A 19,826-nucleotide genomic window follows, 5' to 3' on the forward strand; every position below is an offset into this window, starting at 1 on the left:
TGGCCATCAGCTGGCGCTGGCCTGGCGCACCGGGCGCTTATCGCCGCCGATGGTTTCGCCAAACGGACCGGTGTTCACGCTGCGCGCCTTCGACGAGGCCGCGTTTTCCAGCGGCAGCAGAGGCATCACCAGCTCAGCGAAGCGGTGTGCCTCTTCCAGATGCGGGTAGCCGGAAAAGATAAAATTGCTGATGCCGAGCGCCTGATATTCGCGGATGCGCTCCGCCACCTGCTGAGGGTTACCCACCAGCGCGGTACCCGCGCCGCCGCGCACCAGCCCGACGCCGGCCCACAGATTAGGGGCAATACGCAGATTGTCGCGCGATCCCTGATGCAGGGCGCTCATCCGCGCCTGGCCAGCCGAGTCCATGCGGGCGAAGATCTTTTGCGCCTGAGCGATGGTGTCGTCGTCAAGATGGGCGATCAGCCGGTCGGCGGCGGCCCACGCCTCCTCTTCCGTTTCGCGCACGATAACGTGCAGACGGATGCCATATTGCAGAGTGCGCCTGCGGGCCGCGGCGCGCTCGCGCACCACCGCCAGCTTCTCGGCCACCAGTTCCGGCGGTTCGCCCCACGTTAGATAACTGTCGATCTGTTCGGCCGCCACATCGATAGCCGCCTCAGAAGAGCCGCCGAAATAGAGTGGCGGGCCATTCTCCTGAACCGGCGGAAACAGCACTTCCGCCCCCTCGACATGAATATGCTCCCCGTGATAGTCCACTTTCTCCCCGCGCAGCAGGCGGGAGTAAACGTCGAGAAATTCGCGAGTCACCTGGTAGCGTTCGCTGTGACTGAGAAAGATGCCATCGCCTTTGTTTTCCACCGGGTCGCCACCGGTGACGACATTGATCAGCAGCCGTCCTTCCGATAAACGGTCGAGGGTGGCCGCCATCCGCGCCGCCAGAGTGGGCGGCTGCAGACCCGGTCTGACCGCCACCAGATAGCGCAGACGGCGGGTCAACGGCGCCAGCGCCGAGGCCACCAGCCACGAATCTTCACAGCTTTTACCGGTGGGGATCAGCACGCCGTAATAACCCAGGCTGTCGGCCGCCAGCGCCACCTGCTGCAGATAAGGTAAATCGACCGGACGTCCACCCTCGGTGGTGCCCAGATAGCGGCCATCGCCATGGGTAGGTAAGAACCAGAAGACATTGATCTTGTCGGGAACTTGCTGCGTCATTATCTATTTCCTATATAACCATATCCGATATTTATCGAAGAGAAGTTTTAATTTGGTTATATGAGTGTTAGCGATAATCATGCCAATGGTGAATAAAAAATTACATTTTTAAAATCAAGGAATTGAAAACATCCCACGCGCGTCGTGCTGTTGCAAATCCCGCAGCCGCCGCGCATCCGCTGGCGCATTTGCAACAGCCGTCGGCCTTTCCCCCTCTGGTTTCCGCCGCCGCCGCAGGATAAGTTCAGGAGGTCAACGACCGGAGGCCCGCTATGCTGAACCCAGAATCCCCTTCCACCGCGCCCGCGCTGATCGACCCGGCATCGAAGGCTTTCCAGAGCCTGCTGGACAAGCTCGCGCCGACGGAGGCTACCGTGCTGATCGTGGGCGAAACCGGCACCGGCAAGGAGGTGGTGGCGCGCTATCTCCATCACCACAGTCCCCGCCGCCAGCAGCCGTTTCTGGCCGTTAACTGCGGCGCGCTAACCGAGAGCCTTGCCGAAGCCGAACTGTTCGGCCATGAGAAAGGCGCCTTCACCGGCGCGCAGCAGGGACAGCCCGGCTGGTTTGAAGCCGCGGAAGGGGGGACGCTGCTGCTGGACGAGATCGGCGAATTAAGCCTGCCCCTGCAGGTCAAGCTGTTACGGGTGCTGCAGGAGCGCGAAATTACCCGCGTCGGCTCGCGCAAAGCGATTAAAGTGAATGTCCGGGTAATTGCCGCCACTCACGTCGACCTGGCCCAGGCAATCCGCGAGCGCCGCTTTCGCGAAGATCTCTACTATCGGCTGAATATCGCGGTGGTGCCGCTGCCGCCGCTGCGCCAGCGTCGGCAGGATATCCCGCAGCTGGCGCACCACTTTTTATCGCTCTATGCCCGCCGCCTCGGCCGGCCAACCCTGCGTCTGGCGCCGGAGTCGCTGGCCCGGCTGATGGACTATGCGTGGCCGGGTAATATTCGTGAGCTGGAAAACACCCTGCACAACGCGGTGCTGCTCAGTAAAGAAGAGGAGATTAGCCCCGCCCAGCTGCGCCTGGCGACGCTCAACGACGCCCCGTCGCCGGCGAGCGATCATGAACTGGACGACTTTATTCGCCACCAGCTGGCGCTTCCCGGCGAGCCGCTGTGGCAGCGGGTGACCAGCGCGCTGATCCGCCACGCCATGGCGCATTGCGACGATAATCAGAGCCAGGCGGCCGCGCTGTTAGGGATCAGTCGGCATACCTTACGCACCCAGCTCGCTAACCTCGGACTGATCAAAAGCCGCCGCCGTCCGCCTGCGCCGCCGCGGGCGTTCGCCAGCGCGACCGGGGCCGATCGCGAGCTGCGCATTGGCTACCAGCGCTTCGGCAGCCTCGGGATCCTGAAAGCCCGCCAGAGTCTGGAGACCGCCTTCGCCAGCCTCGGCGTCAACGTGCTGTGGAGCGAGTTTCCCGCCGGACCGCAGCTCCTTCACGCCCTCGCCTGCAACGAGATCGACTTTGGCACCACCGGAGAAGCGCCGCCGGTGTTCGCCCAGGCCAGCAATAGCGAACTGATGTACGTGGCGTGGGAGCCGCCGGCGCCGCGCAGCGTGGCGATGGTCGTCCCGCAGGAGAGCGACATTCGCCAGCTCAGCGATCTGCGCGGAAAACGCATCGCCCTCAATAAAGGGTCGAATGTTCACTGGCTGCTGCTGCAGATCCTCGAGGACGCCGGGCTGGGGCTGAACGACGTGCGGGTGGTCTATACCCCGCCGAAATACCCGCTGACCGCCAGCGACTATCTGGCGGTGGACGCCTGGATGATGTGGGATCCGCTGCTCAGCGACGCCGAACACACCGGCGAGCTGCGGGTGGTCGCCAGCGGCGAAGGACGGGTTAACAACCATCAGTTTTATCTCTCGCGACGGGACTATCTCGCTCAGCACGGCGATATCATGCGCCGCCTGCTGACGGAGCTGACCCACACCGGGCAGTTTATCGACTCGCATCGTGGCGAAGCGGCCCGCTTACTGTCAGCAGAGCTGGGGATTGACGCCCGGTCGCTGCGCATCGCCCTCGCCCGCCGTAGCCATCGCCCAAGGCCGATGGATCTGTCGGTGATCCGCGCCCAGCAGACCATCGCCGATCGCTTTTACGCCCTCGGGCTTATCACCAAACCGGTTCCGGTGCGGGAAGCGGTGTGGTACGGCGAGCCCGCGCCCGGCGTCGCCAGCTCGCTGATGGCGGTCGGTTAGCGAAAATTGCGCGTTATCTTCCTGATTGTTCAGGCGCAGATAGCCTCGATCCGATGGCGGTGTTACCCTAAAGACGCTGAGAATAAGGGGGTATCTGTGGCTGTTCATCTGTTAATCGTCGACGCGTTAAATCTGATCCGCCGCATCCACGCGGTGCAGGGTTCACCCTGCGTCGATACCTGCCTGCATGCGCTGGAGCAGCTGATTGTCCACAGTCAGCCCACCCACGCGGTGGCGGTGTTTGATGATGAGGATCGCGCCCACGGCTGGCGCCACCAGCGCCTGCCGGAGTACAAAGCCGGCCGCGCGCCGATGCCGGATACGCTGGTCGCCGAGATGCCGGCGCTGCGGGCCGCCTTCGAACAGCGGGGGATCCGCTGCTGGGCCTCGCCGGGCAGCGAAGCGGACGATCTCGCCGCCACCCTGGCGGTGAAGGTGGCCCAGGCGGGCCATCAGGCCACCATTGTCTCCACCGACAAAGGCTACTGCCAGCTGCTGTCGCCCACCATCCGCATCCGCGACTACTTTCAGAAGCGCTGGCTGGACGCCCCCTTCATCGCCAGTGAGTTCGGCGTCACCCCGGAGCAGCTGGCGGATTACTGGGGGCTGGCGGGGATCAGCAGCTCGAAGGTGCCGGGCGTGGCGGGCATTGGCCCGAAAAGCGCCGCCCAGCTGCTGAACGAGTTTCAGGACCTGGAGGGGCTGTATGCCCGCCTGGCAGAGGTCCCGGAAAAGTGGCGCAAAAAGCTGGCAGCGCATCAGGAGATGGCCTTCACCTGCCGGGAAGTGGCCCGCCTGCAGGCCGACCTCCAGCTGGATGGTAATCTGCAGCAGCTGCGGCTGACGCGCTGACCCTACCCGAGCGTGGTGCCGGCGCGGCGGCACCGCCTGCTTCCCCCGGGCCGGCCCCTCACCAGGCCGCCTGATATAACTCGACGATATCGGCCAGGCTCGCCTCGCGCGGGTTGCCGCCGGTACACACATCCGCCAGCGCCGCCTGGGCCAGCGCCGGAATATCCTCTTTCCTGACGTCCACCTCGCGCAGATGGCCGGGAATACCGACATCGCGGTTTAGCTGGCCCACCGCCTCCACCGCCGCCAGACGCGCGGCGCTCAGGCTTAACGCTTCCCCTTTGACGCCCATCGCCCTGGCGATATCGCGATATTTTTCCCCGGTCGCCTCAGCATTAAAGCGCATCACGTGCGGCAGCAGGATGGCATTCGCCACGCCGTGCGGCGTGTTGTAAAAAGCGCCGAGCGGATGCGCCATGCCGTGCACCAGGCCAAGCCCGACGTTGGAAAATCCCATTCCCGCCACATACTGGCCGAGCGCCATAGCTTCCCCCGCTCCGGCGTCGCCGGCAACCGAGCCGCGTAGCGCGCCGGCGATGATCTCGATGGCCTTGAGGTGCAGCGCATCGGTCAACGCCCAGGCGCCGCGAGTGAGGTACCCTTCGATAGCGTGCGTCAGGGCGTCCACGCCGGTGGCCGCCTTCAGCGCCGGCGGCATGGCGTCCATCATATCGGCATCGATAAAGGCCACCTGCGGAATATCGTGCGGGTCGACGCAGACGAATTTGCGCCGCTGTTCTTCATCGGTGATGACATAGTTAATCGTCACCTCCGCCGCGGTCCCCGCGGTGGTCGGCACCGCGAAGACCGGCACGCTGGGCTGACGGGTGGGCGACAGCCCCTCCAGGCTGCGGACATCGGCGAACGCCGGGTTACGCTGAATAATACCGATCGCCTTACAGGTATCCTGCGGCGAACCGCCGCCGATGGCGATCAGGTAATCCGCCCCGCTGCGCTGAAAGGCCTGCAACCCCTGCTGAACCACGGCGATGGTGGGGTTCGGGATCACGTCGCTGAACATGTCCCATGCCAGCCCGGCGGCGTCCAGTTTGTCAGTGACTTTTGCCGCCACGCCGCACTTCGCGAGGGTCCTGTCGGTCACGATCAATGCCTTGCGATAACCGCGCCGCATCACTTCATCGGTTAATGCGTTTATCGCCCCCCGGCCAAACCACGCCGTTTCGTTGAGGATCATTCGGTTTGCCATCGCGTCTCTCCTGTTAGGGTTGCGGCATCACTCTTCAATGCGTAATCCGTAGGTCTTAAACTTCTCCAGCACGATGGCGATCGCCTCGTCATCCAGCACGGGGACCGGGTCGGTAATCGCCAGGGTGCTGAGATAGAGCTGGGCCAGGACTTCCACTTCATGCGCCAGCCAGAGCGCTTTCTCCAGGCTGGCCTCGCAGGCGATCAGGCCATGATGCTGCAGCAGCGTGGCTTTGCGGTGCTTCAGCGCCACCGCGACATGCTCAGACAGTTCGCGGGTGCCGAAGGTGGCATAGGGCGCGCAGGGGATCGAATTCCCGCCGGCGGCGGCGATCATATAGTGGATGGCCGGAATGGGTCGGTTGAGGATCGACACCGCCGTACAATGGACTGCGTGATTGTGAACTACCGCCTGGGCATCGGGCCGCGTCTGGTAGGCCGCCTGATGGAAACGCCATTCGCTGGAGGGCAGTTTTCCCTGCTCATGCTGACCGTCGGCATCAATAAAGACGATCTTGTCTTCCGTCAGTTTTTCATACGGGATGCCGGTGGGCGTGATCAGCATCCCCCCCTGATAGCGCACGCTGACATTGCCGGCGGTCCCCTGATTTAACCCCAGGCGGGTCATTTCCAGGCAGGTATCGATAATCTGCCGGGCCAGTCTGTTTCTTTCCATTGTTTTCCTCTTTTAGCGACTCATCATCCGTCAACGGCAGGGCAACATAATTATTGTTGGCGACCGTGGGATAGGTTGAATAATGATCTCCATCTTCAGCCTGAATAATCGCAGGGGAATTTCCATGGCTATATTTTGTGAACCACGTCAATTATTCCATCATAAAAAAAGGGATGTAACTGGTTAAGCGGATGTTGAAAATGCCCGTTCTTAAAAATATTTCTTCAAGCGGGCATTTTATTTTTCTGTAACATTTGCCCGTTTTCCACGATATATATTCAATCGGTCATTGGCGTTGTGGTTTTGTGAATTTATTTCCTCAAACGGTCAGTCATTTTGAAAAATTAAAGTGACAATTATCACATAAAATGGTCCACAGAGCGTTAAGTGTGACCCTCATCATATTAACAGGCGGTTTTTATTTGAAAATGAAGCCATGAGTTCCGCCGTGACTTTCATTTCACTCACCGGCGCGTCACCTGAGCTCACTTAATTTTGCGGTCTGCTGCAGCACCAGACTGCGCCCTGAATGCTGTTGTAAATGCTTCTGAACTGATGAGGACGCTATGGGAAACACAACGATACCAACGCAAAGTTACCGCGCCATGGAGAGCGGGCAAAGTAAGAGCTACATTATTCCTTTTGCTCTGCTGTGCTCCCTCTTTTTTCTGTGGGCCGTGGCCAATAATCTCAATGATATTTTATTACCGCAGTTTCAACAGGCCTTTACCCTGACTAATTTTCAGGCCGGATTAATCCAGTCGGCTTTTTATTTTGGCTATTTTATTATTCCCATCCCCGCCGGGATGCTGATGAAAAAACTCAGCTATAAAGCCGGCATTCTTACGGGTCTGTTTTTATATGCTTGTGGCGCCGCGCTGTTCTGGCCTGCCGCCGAAGTAATGAATTACACCTTATTCCTGATTGGGTTATTTATTATCGCCGCCGGGCTTGGCTGTCTGGAAACTGCGGCCAACCCATTTGTCACCGTCCTCGGTCCGGAAAGCGGCGGTCACTTCCGCCTGAATCTGGCCCAGACCTTTAACTCATTTGGCGCCATTATTGCCGTGGTATTTGGCCAGAGCCTTATTTTGTCCAACGTCCCGCATCAGCCGCAGGAGGTGCTGGATAAAATGACGCCAGAGCAGCTCGGCGCCTGGAAGCACAGCCTGGTCCTGTCGGTACAAACCCCCTATATGATTATCGTGGCCATCGTGCTGCTGGTCGCCCTGCTGATCGTCTGTACCCGTTTCCCGTCGCTGCAAAGCGATGACCACAGCGACAGCGCGCAGAGCACGTTTCTCGCCTCGCTGTCGCGCCTGATGCGCATCCGCCACTGGCGCTGGGCGGTACTGGCTCAGTTCTGCTATGTCGGTGCGCAAACCGCCTGCTGGAGCTATCTGATTCGCTACGCTGTCGAAGAGATCCCGGGCATGACGGCCGGTTTCGCCGCCAACTACCTGACCGGCACCATGGTCTGTTTCTTTATTGGCCGTTTCACCGGCACCTGGCTGATCCGCCGCTTCGCGCCGCATAACGTGCTCGCTATCTATGCGCTTATCGCCATGCTGCTCTGTCTGCTCTCCGCCTTCAGCGGCGGCCACGTCGGTCTGCTGGCCCTGACCCTGTGCAGCGCCTTTATGTCCATTCAGTACCCGACCATCTTCTCGTTGGGGATTAAGCACCTGGGCCAGGACACCAAATATGGCTCGTCATTTATCGTCATGACCATCATCGGCGGCGGGATCGTCACCCCGGTAATGGGCTTTGTCAGCGACGCCGCCGGCAATATCCCGACCGCCGAACTGGTTCCGGCGCTGTGCTTCGCCATCATCTTTATTTTTGCCCGTTTCCGCTCGCAAGCGGCGACGAACTAAACCTGTTATCCGCATAACCTGAGGGATCTGTAATGAAAAAAATCAGCTTACCGAAGATCGGTATCCGCCCGGTAATCGATGGTCGTCGCATGGGGGTTCGCGAATCGCTGGAAGCGCAAACCATGAACATGGCGAAAGCCACCGCCGCGCTTATCAGTGAGAAGCTGCGCCATGCCTGCGGCGCCCGGGTGGAGTGCGTGATCGCCGATACCTGCATCGCCGGCATGGCCGAGTCGGCCGCCTGTGAAGAGAAATTCAGCAGCCAGAACGTTGGCGTCACCATCACCGTCACCCCCTGCTGGTGCTACGGCAGCGAAACCATCGATATGGATCCGCTGCGCCCGAAGGCCATCTGGGGCTTCAACGGCACTGAGCGTCCGGGAGCAGTCTATCTGGCCGCGGCGCTGGCGGCCCACAGCCAGAAAGGGATCCCGGCGTTCTCCATCTACGGGCATGATGTGCAGGATGCCGATGACACCTCGATCCCGGCGGATGTCGAAGAAAAACTGTTGCGCTTCGCTCGCGCTGGCCTGGCGGTCGCCAGTATGAAAGGGAAAAGCTATCTGTCGCTGGGCGGCGTCTCAATGGGCATCGCCGGCTCCATCGTCGACCACAACTTCTTTGAATCCTGGCTCGGGATGAAGGTTCAGGCTGTCGACATGACGGAGCTGCGCCGGCGAATCGATCAGAAAATCTATGATGAAATCGAGCTGGAGATGGCGCTGGCGTGGGCGGATAAACATTTCCGCTACGGCGAAGATCAGAACGCCGAGCAGTATAAGCGCAATGAGGCGCAGAGCCGCGCGGTGCTGAAAGAGAGCCTGCTGATGGCGATGTGCATCCGCGACATGATGCAGGGCAACGCGAAGCTGGCGGAAAAAGGGCTGGTGGAGGAGTCGCTGGGCTACAACGCCATCGCCGCCGGTTTCCAGGGTCAGCGCCACTGGACCGATCAATACCCCAATGGCGATACCGCCGAAGCGCTGCTCAACAGCTCTTTTGACTGGAACGGGGTGCGCGAACCGTTTGTCGTCGCCACCGAAAACGACAGCCTCAACGGCGTGGCCATGCTGATGGGCCATCAGCTCACCGGCACCGCCCAGGTGTTTGCCGACGTACGCACCTACTGGTCGCCGGATGCTGTTGAACGGGTCACCGGGCAGCCGCTCACCGGCCGGGCGGAGCACGGCATCATTCACCTGATTAACTCCGGCTCCGCGGCGCTGGACGGCTCCTGCCAGCAGCGCGACGCGCAGGGCAACCCAACGATGAAACCTCACTGGGAGATTGAGCAGAACGAGGCGGATGCCTGCCTCGCGGCCACCGAATGGTGCCCGGCGATCCATGAATACTTCCGCGGCGGCGGCTTCTCTTCCCGCTTCCTGACCGAAGGCGGCGTGCCGTTCACCATGACCCGGGTGAACATCATCAAAGGCCTGGGACCGGTACTGCAAATCGCCGAAGGCTGGAGCGTGGCGCTGCCCAAAGCGATGCACGACCAGCTCGACGCCCGCACCAACTCCACCTGGCCCACCACCTGGTTTGCCCCGCGCCTGACCGGCAAAGGCCCGTTCAGCGATGTGTACTCGGTCATGGCTAACTGGGGCGCCAACCACGGCGTGCTGACCATCGGCCATGTCGGCGCGGATTTCATTACCCTCGCCGCCATGCTGCGCATTCCGGTCTGCATGCACAACGTGGAAGCGGCGAAAATCTACCGCCCCTCCGCCTGGGCCGCGCACGGTATGGACATCGAAGGCCAGGACTACCGCGCCTGCCAGAACTACGGGCCGCTGTATAAGCGTTAACAGGTGGGTTTAGCCCGGTGGCGCAGGCTTACCGGGCCTACAGACGCGCGCTGTTTGTAGGCCGGATAAGCGCCGCGCCATTCGGCAATGTTGTTTCGGGAGTCACTATGAAGCAAGACGTAATCCTGGTCCTCGACTGCGGCGCCACGAACGTGCGGGCGATGGCCGTTGACCGACAGGGGAACATTATCGCCCGCGCCGCAACGGCGAACGCCAGCGACATTGCGGCGGAAAAAAGCGACTGGCACCAGTGGTCGCTGGAGGCCATTATGCAGCGCTTTGCCGACTGCTGTCGGCAGATCCATGACCAGCTGGCCTCCTGCACGGTGCGCGGCATCACCGTCACGACCTTTGGCGTCGATGGCGCGCTGGTGGATGAGCAGGGTGCGCTGCTGTATCCGATAATCAGCTGGAAATGCCCGCGCACCGCGGCGGTAATGGACACCATCAGCCGGTATATGTCCGCGCGCCAGCTGCAGCAAATCGCCGGCGTCGGCGCCTTTGCATTCAACACCCTGTATAAGCTGATCTGGCTGAAAGAGAACCACCCGCAGCTGCTGGCGCAGGCCCATGCCTGGCTGTTTATTTCGTCGCTGATCAACCATCGGCTGACCGGGGAGTTCACCACCGACCTCACCATGGCGGGCACCAGCCAGATGCTCGATCTCCGGCAGCGCGATTTCAGCGCGCCGATCCTGCAGGCGACCGGCCTGCCGCGCCGCCTGTTCCCGCAGCTGGTTGAAGCAGGCCAGCCGATCGGCGCCCTGCTGCCGGAGGCCGCTGCGCTGCTGGGCCTTCCCGTCGGGGTCCCGGTTATCTCGGCCGGGCACGACACCCAGTTCGCCCTGTTTGGCGCCGGTGCCGGGCAGGATGAGCCGGTGCTCTCCTCAGGGACCTGGGAGATCCTGATGGTGCGCAGCGCGCAGGTCGACACCTCGCTGCTCTGCGACTACAGCGGCTCCACTTGCGAGCTGGACAGCCAGCCGGGACGCTATAACCCGGGGATGCAGTGGCTGGCCTCCGGCGTGCTCGAGTGGGTGCGCAAGCTACTGTGGAACACTGACACGCCGTGGCAAACGCTGATTGACGAAGCGCAGGCGATCCCGCCCGGTGCCCAGGGCGTCAGAATGCAGTGCGACCTGCTCGCCAGCCAGCACGCCGGCTGGCAGGGCGTCACGCTCAACACCACCCGCGGCCATTTTTACCGCGCCGCGCTGGAGGGGTTAAGCGACCAGCTGGCGAAGCATCTGCAAACCCTGGAAAACATCGGCCGCTTCCGGGCGCAAGAACTGCTGCTGGTCGGCGGCGGCAGCCGCAACGCGCTGTGGAACCAGATCAAGGCTGACCGGCTGGGAATACCGATCAAAGTTCTCGACGATGCCGAAACCACGGTGGCCGGCGCGGCGATGTTTGGCTGGTATGGCGTGGGCGAGTTCTCTTCCCCGGAACAGGCCAGAGCGCAGGTCGCGTACCGCTACCGCTATTTTTGGCCGCAAACTGAACCTGAATTAACAGAGGAAGCCTGAGATGCTCAAAACCATTTCCCCGCTGATATCGCCGGAACTGCTGAAAGTGCTGGCCGAAATGGGCCATGGGGATGAAATTATTTTTTCCGATGCCCACTTCCCGGCGCACAGCATGGGTCCGCAGGTGATTCGGGCCGACGGCCTGCGGGTCAGCGATCTGCTGCAGGCGATTATCCCGTTGTTCGAGTTAGACAGCTATGCGCCGCCGCTGGTGATGATGGCCGCCGTCGAAGGCGATGCGCTCGACCCGACGGTGGAACAGCGCTATCGGCAGGCGCTTTCGGCGCAGGCCCCCTGCCCGGATATCGTGCGGATTGACCGCTTTGCCTTCTACGACCGGGCGCAAAAAGCCTTTGCGATCGTTATCACAGGAGAGTGCGCTAAGTACGGAAATATCCTTTTAAAAAAAGGAGTCACGCCGTAATCTCATGCCGGAGCGTCTGCCTGATGCAGACGCTCAATCAATGATGGGGTGAGAATAAATGAAAGCGGCCCGCCAGCAGGCGATCGTCGATCTCCTGATCAACCACAGCAGCCTGACCACCGAAACGTTGTCAAAACAGCTCAACGTCAGCAGGGAAACCATTCGCCGCGATCTCAGCGAGCTGCAGGCGCAGGGCAAAGTGCTGCGCAACCACGGCCGGGCTAAAGTGATCCACCAGCGCAGCCAGGACAGCGGCGACCCTTTTCACATGCGGCTGAAAAGCCATTACGCGCATAAAGCCGATATCGCCCGCGAAGCGCTGGCCTGGATTGACGAAGGGATGGTCATCGCCCTCGATGCCAGCTCCACCTGCTGGTATCTCGCCCGCCAGCTGCCGGACCGCCCGCTGCACGTCTTTACCAACAGCCAGCCCATCTGCCAGGAGCTGGCTAAACGCGACCAGATCATGCTCACCTGCTCCGGCGGTACTCTGCAGCGGAAATATGGCTGCTACGTTAACCCGGCGCTGATTTCCCAGCTGAAATCGCTGGAGATCGATCTGTTTATTTTTTCCTGCGAAGGCATCGACCCGCAGGGCGCGCTGTGGGACTCCAATGCCTTCAATGCCGACTTCAAATCGATCCTGCTTAAGCGAGCGGCGCAGTCGCTGCTGCTGATCGACAAAAGCAAGTTCAACCGCTCCGGCGAAGCGAGGATTGGTCATCTTGATGAGGTGACGCATATTGTGTCGGATGCGCCGCAGCCTTAAGCATGCGGCGAAGGCCAGAGGACATGCGCGTCTCTGGCCTGAGGGTGAGTGGTTAACGCTCGTCGCGACGTCCGCCAACGGCGGCCCACAGGCGACGCACGTGGACGGTCACCTCTTCACGATCGTGATACAGCTGACGCGCCTGGATCTGGGCGTTAACGCCGTGCTCGTCCAACTGGGCCTGAATGTAGGCCAGATTCTGCGACACCTCTTCATAGCGCTTTTTCATCGGCAGCTTGAGGTTGAAGATGGTCTCCCGGCACCAGCCGTTGACCAGCCACTGCGCCATCAGCGCCGCCACTTTCGCTGGCTTTTCCACCATATCGCAGACCATCCACGAGATGTTATTGCGGTTAGGACGATAGCGGAAACCGTCTTCACGCAGCCAGGTCACCTGGCCGGTATCCATCAGGCTCTGGGCCATCGGGCCGTTATCGACCGAAGAGACCCACATGTTGCGTTTCACCAGCTGATAGGTCCAGCCGCCCGGGCAGGCGCCGAGGTCGACGGCATACATGCCGTTCGCCAGGCGCTCGTCCCACTCGTCCGCCGGAATAAAAACGTGGAACGCCTCTTCCAGCTTGAGGGTGGAGCGGCTCGGCGCGTCGGACGGAAACTTCAGCCGCGGAATGCCCATATAGAACGGCGAGTTATTGTTACTGTACGAGTAGCCGGTATAGCAGCAGCCCGGGGCGATAAAGAACACATGCACCACAGGACGCTTCGGCGTTTCATAGCTGGTCAGGACGCCCGCTTCGCGCAGCGCCGCGCGCAGCGGCACGGTAAACTTGCGGCAGAACTTCATCAGCTCTTTGCTTTCGTTGGTGTCCGCCACCTCGACGCGCAGATCGCCGCCCTTCTCCACCACGCCCTGCAGCATGCCGACGATCGGCGTAATGCGATCCTCCGGCGGCAGGTCGCGCAGCAGTTCGCCCACCACAAACATCTGGCGGGCGAAGATCAGCGAGCTGAACGGCAGATCACGCACCAGCTTCTCGCCATCATCCTGCTGATAGCCTTCAAAAATCACATAGCCAGAGTCTTCTTTGACCCGGGCAAAACCAAACACCTCGAGGCGGGCTGCCTTATCGGTAATTTCTGCTGCGCACTCTTTCTCAAACCCAGGGCGACAATAGAGGACAACCTTATTCATGAACAACGCCCTTACGTTTCAGACGAATTGCACCAATTAACATTAACACCCAGCCGGCGAGGAAGCTCACGCCGCCCACCGGGGTCACGAACGCCCACAGGCGTAAATGAGAGAGCGCCAGGCAGTAGAGGCTGCCGCTGAACAGCACGGTCCCTAACGCCAGAAACACGCTGCTCCAGTAGAACCAGATACTGATCCGACGCTGCATCGCCACCGCCAGACCAAAAATCGCCAGGGTATGGAAGGCCTGATACTCCAGGCCGGTATGGATCCAGGCCATCTCCGCCGCGCCGAGCGATTGACTTAAGACATGCGCGCCGAAGGCACCCAGAGCCACAAAGATAAAGCCGCTAATCGCGGCGAATATCAGCATAAAACGGCTGGTCATGTTGTTACCCTACAAGTAATTATTGTTCATAACGAAAGCGGAATTTTTCTTGTTCACTTGCCGCTTTCGCCAGAATCCACTGCCGGAAAGCGGCTATTTTACCCAGTTCTGCCTGACTGTCATGGCAAACAAGGTAAAACGCATTCTTACTGACCAGAACATCATTAAATGGACACACCAGGCGACCGGCTTCAATTTCGGACTGCGCCATGACATTGTTGGCCAGCGCCACGCCCTGCCCGTGAATGGCCGCCTGCAGCACCATCGCGCTGTGGCTGAAAATCGGCCCCTGCTGCACATTAATATGGCTTAGACCAAGCTGGCGGGTATAAGTTTGCCAGTCGCGGCGGGACGCATCGTGAAGCAGCGTATGTTGCGCCAGATCGGCAGGCGTTTTCAATGCTTTATCGCCGGTGAGCAGCAGCGGGGAACAGACCGGCAGCAGATACTCGGCGTACAGTTTTTCCACACGCAGGCCCGGCCAGTTGCCGCGACCGTAAAAAATCGCCACATCGACATCATCCGCCAGCTTATCCTCCTGACGGTCCACTGCCTGGATCCTGACGTCGATTCCCGGATAAGCTGAGTTAAAGCTTGTCAGTCTCGGCACCAGCCACTGGATGGCGAAACTTGGCAATAAACTGACCGTTAATGCCCCTTTGGCGCTGCGCGCCTGCAGTTTACGCGTCGCTTCCGTCAGTTGCGAAAAAATCTCTTTAATATCCTGAAAATAGCTCTGCCCTTCTTCCGTTAACAGCAGCGAACGATTGCGCCGACGGAACAGCTTAAGGCCCAGAAAATCCTCGAGAGACTTGATTTGGTGGCTGACTGCGGCCTGCGTTACAAAAAGCTCATCGGCTGCCCGAGTGAAGCTGAGATGGCGTGCGGCTGCATCAAAAACACGTAATGCATTCAGAGGAGGTAATCGCTTCGACATGTTTATTCTGGCTTAGATGTTAACTCAATTTAACAAATAGGAAACAATGGTTAACCTATTAGTTTTTTTTATCTGAGCCATTATAAATTGTCCGTTGAGGTTCTACCAGCAAATACCTATAGTGGCGGCACTTCCTGAGCCGGAACGAGAAGCTTTTTTTGGAATGCGTGTTCCATCAAGCTTTTGGCTTACGGTTGTGATGTTGTGTTGTTGTGTTTGCAATTGGTCTGTCTTTGCAGACCCCGGTAGCAAGGCTACCCCTTTTCACTTCCTGTACATTTACCCTGTCTGTCCATAGTGATTTAATGTAGCACCGCAACGCGCGGTGCTTTTTTTTGCCTTTTTACTGCCTTACTCGTCCAGCTCACCCAGCTGTTTCACGTCAGAGCGATTGATCTGCTGTTTGTTGCCCCACGCGTCCTTATACGAGATCATGCCAGTATCATTATCGGTTTGCGGTTTCCCGTCGGTAACGATGGTCCGCCCATCATTGGTATGCATCACATAGTTAGAGGAACAGGCGCTCAGGCCTAAAGTCAGCATACAGGCAGAGATAATCGCAGCGGCCTTAGTCATTTTCATTTTTCTCTCCTTACGGCTATTTATACTATTCGTGACTCGTTAAGTAATAGGTTAAAACACAAACCCAACACTTTTCAGCATAACCCTCTTTGACCCACGTGGAGTCACATTCGGACAATTCCACAGAGCGCAGAGGCCTTGTCACGCCCGACAAATTGCGCGACGATCGCGGTATTGATACGAGGAATTCCATGAACGCATTCAACCCTGCGCACTTTCGCGCGCAGTTTCCGGCTCTGGCCGATGCCGGCGTCTATCTCGACAGCGCGGCGACGGCGCTCAAACCGCAGGCGGTGATCGACGCCAGCGACCAGTTTTATCGCCTGAGCGCCGGCAACGTCCACCGCAGTCAATTCGCCGCCGCCCAGCGGCTGACCGAGCGCTATGAGGCGGCCCGCGAGCGCGTGGCGGCGTGGCTGAACGCCCCCTCCGGCAAAGATATCGTCTGGACGCGGGGGACCACCGAGGCCATCAATATGGTGGCGCAGAGCTACGTCCGGCCGCGCCTGCAGCCTGGCGATGAAATTCTAGTTAGCGAAGCCGAGCATCATGCCAACCTCGTGCCCTGGCTGATGGTGGCCGGGCAAACCGGCGCCAGAGTGGTCAAGCTGCCGCTCGGCGCCGACCGTCTGCCGGATATCGCCAGCCTCAGCGCGCTCATCACCCCGCGCAGCCGGGTGCTGGCCATCGGCCAGATGTCCAACGTCACCGGCGGCTGCCCGGACCTGGCTCAGGCCATCCGCCTTGCTCACGCCGCCGGGATGGTGGTGATGGTCGACGGCGCGCAGGGGGCGGTACATTTCCCCGCGGACGTGCAGGCGCTGGATATCGATTTTTACGCCTTTTCCGGCCATAAGCTGTATGGCCCGACCGGGATCGGCGCCCTGTACGGCAAAAGCGAACTGCTGGCGGCGATGTCGCCCTGGCTCGGCGGCGGGAAGATGATCGCCGAAGTCAGCTTTGACGGCTTTACGCCGCAGCCGGCGCCCTATGGCCTTGAGGCCGGTACGCCCAATGTCGCCGGGGTTATCGGCCTCAGCGCCGCGCTGGAGTGGCTGGCGCAGAGCGATATCGGCCAGGCGGAAAACTGGAGCCGCAGCCTGGCGAGCCTGGCGGAAGAGGCGCTGGCGAAACGGCCGGGCTTCCGCTCTTTCCGCTGCCAGCAGTCAAGCCTGCTCGCCTTTGAGTTCGACGGTATTCATCACAGCGATCTGGTGACGCTGCTGGCCGAGTCCGGCATTGCCCTGCGCGCCGGGCAGCACTGCGCCCAGCCGCTGCTGGCGGCTTTAGGAGTCAGCGGCACGCTGCGGGCCTCTTTCGCCCCCTACAATACCCAAGACGATGTTGCAGCGCTGGTCCACGCGGTGGATCGCGCCCTGGAAATTTTGGTGGATTAATGACGACCCTGCACCCCTTCGGCACGACCATTACCGACGCCACGCTGCGCCAGACCTTCGCCCCGCTGAACCAGTGGGAGGATAAATATCGGCAGCTGATTTTGTTAGGCAAAAAGCTGCCGACGCTGACCGACGAGCACAAAGCGCAGGCCCATGAGATTGCCGGGTGTGAGAACCGCGTCTGGCTGGGCTATGAGGAGGACGCCGAGGGCAGGCTGCACTTCTTTGGCGACAGCGAAGGAAGGATTGTGCGCGGTCTGCTGGCGGTACTTTTAACTGCCGTGGAAGGAAAAACCCGCGCCGGGATCCTGGCGCAGGATCCGCTGGCGCTGTTCGACGAGCTGGGGCTGCGCGGCCAGCTCAGCGCCTCGCGCAGCCAGGGCCTCAGCGCCCTGAGCGAGGCGGTGCTCGCCGCCGCCCGCGAGGTTGAGGTTTAAGCTCATCCCGGGGGCGGCGCTTGACGCGCCTTGCCCGGGCTACGGGCTCGTGCAGTTTTGTCGCCCGGACAGGTGCGCAGCGCCGCCTCCGGGGAATTGTCCTGTAGACCGGGTAAGGCGCCTGCGCCGCGACCCGGGAATTTACGTCGTCTGCCGCTCCGCCTTCGCCAGCATCTTCTTCAGGGCATGCGACACCGCGACAAACCCGAAGGTCGCGGTCACCATCGTCGCCGCGCCAAAGCCGGCAGCGCAGTCCATCCGCTTCGGTCCTTCCGCCGTGCTCTTCATCGCGCAGACACTGCCGTCCGCCTGCGGGTAGACCAGCGCTTCCGTAGAGAATACGCAGTCCACGCCGAGCTTGCCTTTACTGTTTTTCACCACCCCAAACTGGCTTTTCAGACGCTCGCGCAGTTTAGCTGCCAGCGGATCCTGGATGGTCTTCGCCAGGTCAGCGACCTGGATCTGCGTTGGGTCAATCTGGCCGCCCGCCCCGCCGGTGGTGACCAGCGGCACTTTGTAGCGGCGGCACCAGGCGATAAGCGCCGCTTTTGGCCGGACGCTATCGATGGCATCGATGACATAGCTGAAGCCGGCGCCAAGGTATTCGGCCACGTTTTCCGGGGTTACGAAATCATCCACCACCGTCACCCGACACTCCGGGTTGATCAGGCGAATACGTTCCGCCATCACCTCCGCTTTCGCCAGCCCGACGTTGCCGCTGAGGGCGTGGATCTGGCGGTTGGTATTGGTAACGCAGACATCGTCCATATCGATAAGGGTGATCGCCCCGATGCCGGTCCGCGCCAGCGCTTCCGCCGCCCACGAGCCGACCCCGCCGATCCCGACCACGCAGACGTGGGCGTCGGCAAAACATTGCAGCGCTTTTTCACCATATAAACGTGCCGTACCGCCAAAACGCTGGCGCCAGGCATCGCTGATTACAACAGACATAGAACCTCAGAACAAAATGACAGCGCCCGGAGGCCGCCGCAAACGGCGTCATCCGGGCGCCCTGGTCAACAGGCACGGCCAGGAGTGTTAGCCGCTAAAAACATTTCCCGCGCCTGGCGCGTTTTTCAGCACCCATACGCGGCCGTAGTGGTTATACCAGCCGGCACGGTGGCCAGCATCAGGCCCAATGCCCTGATAGATGTCGAAATGCTGGCCTTTGATGGCCCCGCCAACGTCGAGGGCGACCATCAGGCGCAGTTCGTACTGGCCGTTAAACTTGCCGTTATTATCCAGCAGAGGTACCTCGGCCAGCAAGGTGGTTCCCGGCGGAATAATCGACCGGTCGGAGGCCACCGAGGCGCGGCCGATCAGCGGCACGGCGCTGGCGCCTTTCACCGGCGCGAAAGACTGTGGTTTAAAGAACACGAACGACGGGTTCTGCTCCAGCAGCTCGCGCACTTCCGCTTCGCTGTGCTTTTCACCCCACTCGCGGATCGCCTGCATCGACATATCTTCTTTCTTCACTTCCCCGCGGTCGATCAGCACTTTGCCGATGCTGCGATAGGGCCAGCCGTTTTTCCCGGCATAGCTAAAGAAGTTGAGCGGCGAACCGTCGCCAAAATCGATATAGCCGCTGCCCTGCACGTCCATGATGAAGTTATCCATCAGCGAATTGCTGTACGCCAGCACATAGTTGTCGCTCAGCGCGCCGGCATAAATGCTGGCGCGGGACGGCAGCTTGCCGCGCTTCGGCGGCATCCGGTAAATGGGGTACTGGAATTCGCCCTGACGGGTGTGGCGCGCCTGCACCACCGGCGTGTAGTAGCCGGTAAACTGGACGTTGCCATAGTTGTCGACGCCCTGCATCTGCCAGGCGTCGATGCCAAACTGGCGCAGCGTGCGGGTGTCGCCGCCGGCGCGCAGCCACTCCTGCAGCGCGTTATAGACGTTGCTCTGGCTGTTATAGAGGCGCGGAGAGGCGTTACGAATTTGATTAACCTGCTCGGAGAAGTCGCCGGCGTTGATCGGCGCCCCGACGGCATCCGGCTGGTTTACCAGTGAAAACGGCTGGGTGAACTTGCCATCGCTATATTGCTGACCGCGGTCGGTCGGTTTTGAGGAACAGGCGGCGAGCATAGCCAGCATTGCCCCCGTCGCTACGTATTTTGCCCAACGTCCTTTCATGGTGTCTCATCTTTTGCTGCGAAGCCTTAGTGCGTGTTGAAGATAACAAAGCGCCAGAGCTATTGAAATGCGCGATCTCATCGATGGCACAGATTTGTGTAAAAAAACACCACAACGTGGCGTTTTATAAGCCAATTCTTACAAAAATGTCGATTTGGTCGAAAAAAGGTTGCATCATCTCGCTAGCGGAGTATAGTGCGCTTCCACGGACGCGGGGTGGAGCAGCCTGGTAGCTCGTCGGGCTCATAACCCGAAGGTCGTCG

At 60.4% G+C, this 19,826-nt stretch carries 18 protein-coding genes; 9 read left to right on the forward strand and 9 right to left on the reverse strand.

Annotated features, from left to right (window positions below):
* Positions 1 to 6 precede the first annotated feature (6 nt).
* The gene (ssuD, locus tag ABLV64_RS11650) at positions 7 to 1,179 is read right to left on the reverse strand and encodes an FMNH2-dependent alkanesulfonate monooxygenase (protein WP_348843270.1); all 1,173 of its coding nucleotides are present in this window, start codon (positions 1,177 to 1,179) and stop codon (positions 7 to 9) included.
* A 272-nt stretch (positions 1,180 to 1,451) separates the two neighbouring features.
* Here ssuD and ABLV64_RS11655 point away from each other — a divergent pair, with 272 nt between their 5' ends.
* Positions 1,452 to 3,395 (forward strand): sigma-54-dependent Fis family transcriptional regulator, encoded by a 1,944-nt coding sequence (locus ABLV64_RS11655; RefSeq protein WP_004205531.1) that lies wholly within the window; start codon positions 1,452 to 1,454, stop codon positions 3,393 to 3,395.
* 96 nt (positions 3,396 to 3,491) lie between these two features.
* Positions 3,492 to 4,247, forward strand: a complete 756-nt coding sequence (xni, locus tag ABLV64_RS11660; RefSeq protein WP_102006720.1) for a flap endonuclease Xni — start codon at positions 3,492 to 3,494, stop codon at positions 4,245 to 4,247.
* Between the two features lie 58 nt (positions 4,248 to 4,305).
* On the opposite strand, the gene fucO is transcribed toward xni, so the two are convergent.
* Positions 4,306 to 5,454, reverse strand: a complete 1,149-nt coding sequence (gene fucO / locus ABLV64_RS11665) for a lactaldehyde reductase (protein WP_348843271.1) — start codon at positions 5,452 to 5,454, stop codon at positions 4,306 to 4,308.
* Positions 5,455 to 5,481: 27 nt separating this feature from the next.
* Positions 5,482 to 6,129 (reverse strand): L-fuculose-phosphate aldolase, encoded by a 648-nt coding sequence (fucA, locus tag ABLV64_RS11670; RefSeq protein ID WP_002915470.1) that lies wholly within the window; start codon positions 6,127 to 6,129, stop codon positions 5,482 to 5,484.
* A 566-nt stretch (positions 6,130 to 6,695) separates the two neighbouring features.
* Here fucA and fucP point away from each other — a divergent pair.
* The 5 genes from fucP (at position 6,696) to fucR (ending at position 12,533) form a co-directional block, all read left to right on the forward strand.
* Positions 6,696 to 8,006, forward strand: a complete 1,311-nt coding sequence (gene fucP / locus ABLV64_RS11675; protein WP_004205525.1) for an L-fucose:H+ symporter permease — start codon at positions 6,696 to 6,698, stop codon at positions 8,004 to 8,006.
* A 32-nt stretch (positions 8,007 to 8,038) separates the two neighbouring features.
* A complete protein-coding gene (fucI, locus tag ABLV64_RS11680; RefSeq protein WP_062913570.1) occupies positions 8,039 to 9,814 on the forward strand; it encodes an L-fucose isomerase in 1,776 nt (591 codons plus the stop codon).
* 107 nt (positions 9,815 to 9,921) lie between these two features.
* A complete protein-coding gene (gene fucK / locus ABLV64_RS11685; protein ID WP_023319036.1) occupies positions 9,922 to 11,340 on the forward strand; it encodes an L-fuculokinase in 1,419 nt (472 codons plus the stop codon).
* Between the two features lies 1 nt (position 11,341).
* Complete coding sequence (fucU, locus tag ABLV64_RS11690; protein ID WP_017899197.1) at positions 11,342 to 11,764, forward strand: L-fucose mutarotase; 423 nt, start codon at positions 11,342 to 11,344, stop codon at positions 11,762 to 11,764.
* Positions 11,765 to 11,822: 58 nt separating this feature from the next.
* Positions 11,823 to 12,533, forward strand: a complete 711-nt coding sequence (fucR, locus tag ABLV64_RS11695) for an L-fucose operon activator (RefSeq protein WP_004205519.1) — start codon at positions 11,823 to 11,825, stop codon at positions 12,531 to 12,533.
* A 52-nt stretch (positions 12,534 to 12,585) separates the two neighbouring features.
* On the opposite strand, the gene rlmM is transcribed toward fucR, so the two are convergent.
* From rlmM to ABLV64_RS11715, 4 genes are all read right to left on the reverse strand, one after another.
* Positions 12,586 to 13,686 carry a 23S rRNA (cytidine(2498)-2'-O)-methyltransferase RlmM gene (gene rlmM / locus ABLV64_RS11700; RefSeq protein WP_004205518.1) on the reverse strand — a complete coding sequence of 367 codons (1,101 nt, stop codon included), beginning with the start codon at positions 13,684 to 13,686 and terminating at the stop codon, positions 12,586 to 12,588.
* A complete protein-coding gene (locus tag ABLV64_RS11705; RefSeq protein ID WP_002915543.1) occupies positions 13,679 to 14,074 on the reverse strand; it encodes a DUF423 domain-containing protein in 396 nt (131 codons plus the stop codon). The genes rlmM and ABLV64_RS11705 overlap by 8 nt, the downstream gene beginning before the upstream one ends.
* Before the next feature lie 19 nt (positions 14,075 to 14,093).
* The gene (gene gcvA, locus ABLV64_RS11710) at positions 14,094 to 15,011 is read right to left on the reverse strand and encodes a glycine cleavage system transcriptional regulator GcvA (protein WP_002915545.1); all 918 of its coding nucleotides are present in this window, start codon (positions 15,009 to 15,011) and stop codon (positions 14,094 to 14,096) included.
* Between the two features lie 351 nt (positions 15,012 to 15,362).
* The gene (locus ABLV64_RS11715; protein ID WP_002915549.1) at positions 15,363 to 15,587 is read right to left on the reverse strand and encodes a YgdI/YgdR family lipoprotein; all 225 of its coding nucleotides are present in this window, start codon (positions 15,585 to 15,587) and stop codon (positions 15,363 to 15,365) included.
* A gap of 197 nt (positions 15,588 to 15,784) precedes the next feature.
* On the opposite strand from ABLV64_RS11715, the gene csdA reads away from it, so the two are divergent.
* Positions 15,785 to 16,990 (forward strand): cysteine desulfurase CsdA, encoded by a 1,206-nt coding sequence (csdA, locus tag ABLV64_RS11720; protein ID WP_004205516.1) that lies wholly within the window; start codon positions 15,785 to 15,787, stop codon positions 16,988 to 16,990.
* Positions 16,990 to 17,427: a cysteine desulfurase sulfur acceptor subunit CsdE gene (csdE, locus tag ABLV64_RS11725; protein WP_032456539.1), complete on the forward strand. Its 438-nt coding sequence runs from the start codon at positions 16,990 to 16,992 to the stop codon at positions 17,425 to 17,427. The genes csdA and csdE overlap by 1 nt, the downstream gene beginning before the upstream one ends.
* Positions 17,428 to 17,568: 141 nt before the next feature.
* Here the strand turns inward: csdE and tcdA are convergent, their stop codons facing one another.
* Both tcdA and mltA read right to left on the reverse strand, forming a co-directional pair.
* The gene (gene tcdA / locus ABLV64_RS11730) at positions 17,569 to 18,378 is read right to left on the reverse strand and encodes a tRNA cyclic N6-threonylcarbamoyladenosine(37) synthase TcdA (protein WP_057213113.1); all 810 of its coding nucleotides are present in this window, start codon (positions 18,376 to 18,378) and stop codon (positions 17,569 to 17,571) included.
* Positions 18,379 to 18,465: 87 nt separating this feature from the next.
* A complete protein-coding gene (mltA, locus tag ABLV64_RS11735) occupies positions 18,466 to 19,563 on the reverse strand; it encodes a murein transglycosylase A (RefSeq protein WP_002915579.1) in 1,098 nt (365 codons plus the stop codon).
* Between the last annotated feature and the right edge of the window lie 263 nt (positions 19,564 to 19,826).

The organism is Klebsiella sp. JB_Kp031 (assembly GCF_040064295.1).
In the GTDB taxonomy this organism is placed as follows: domain Bacteria; phylum Pseudomonadota; class Gammaproteobacteria; order Enterobacterales; family Enterobacteriaceae; genus Klebsiella; species Klebsiella quasipneumoniae.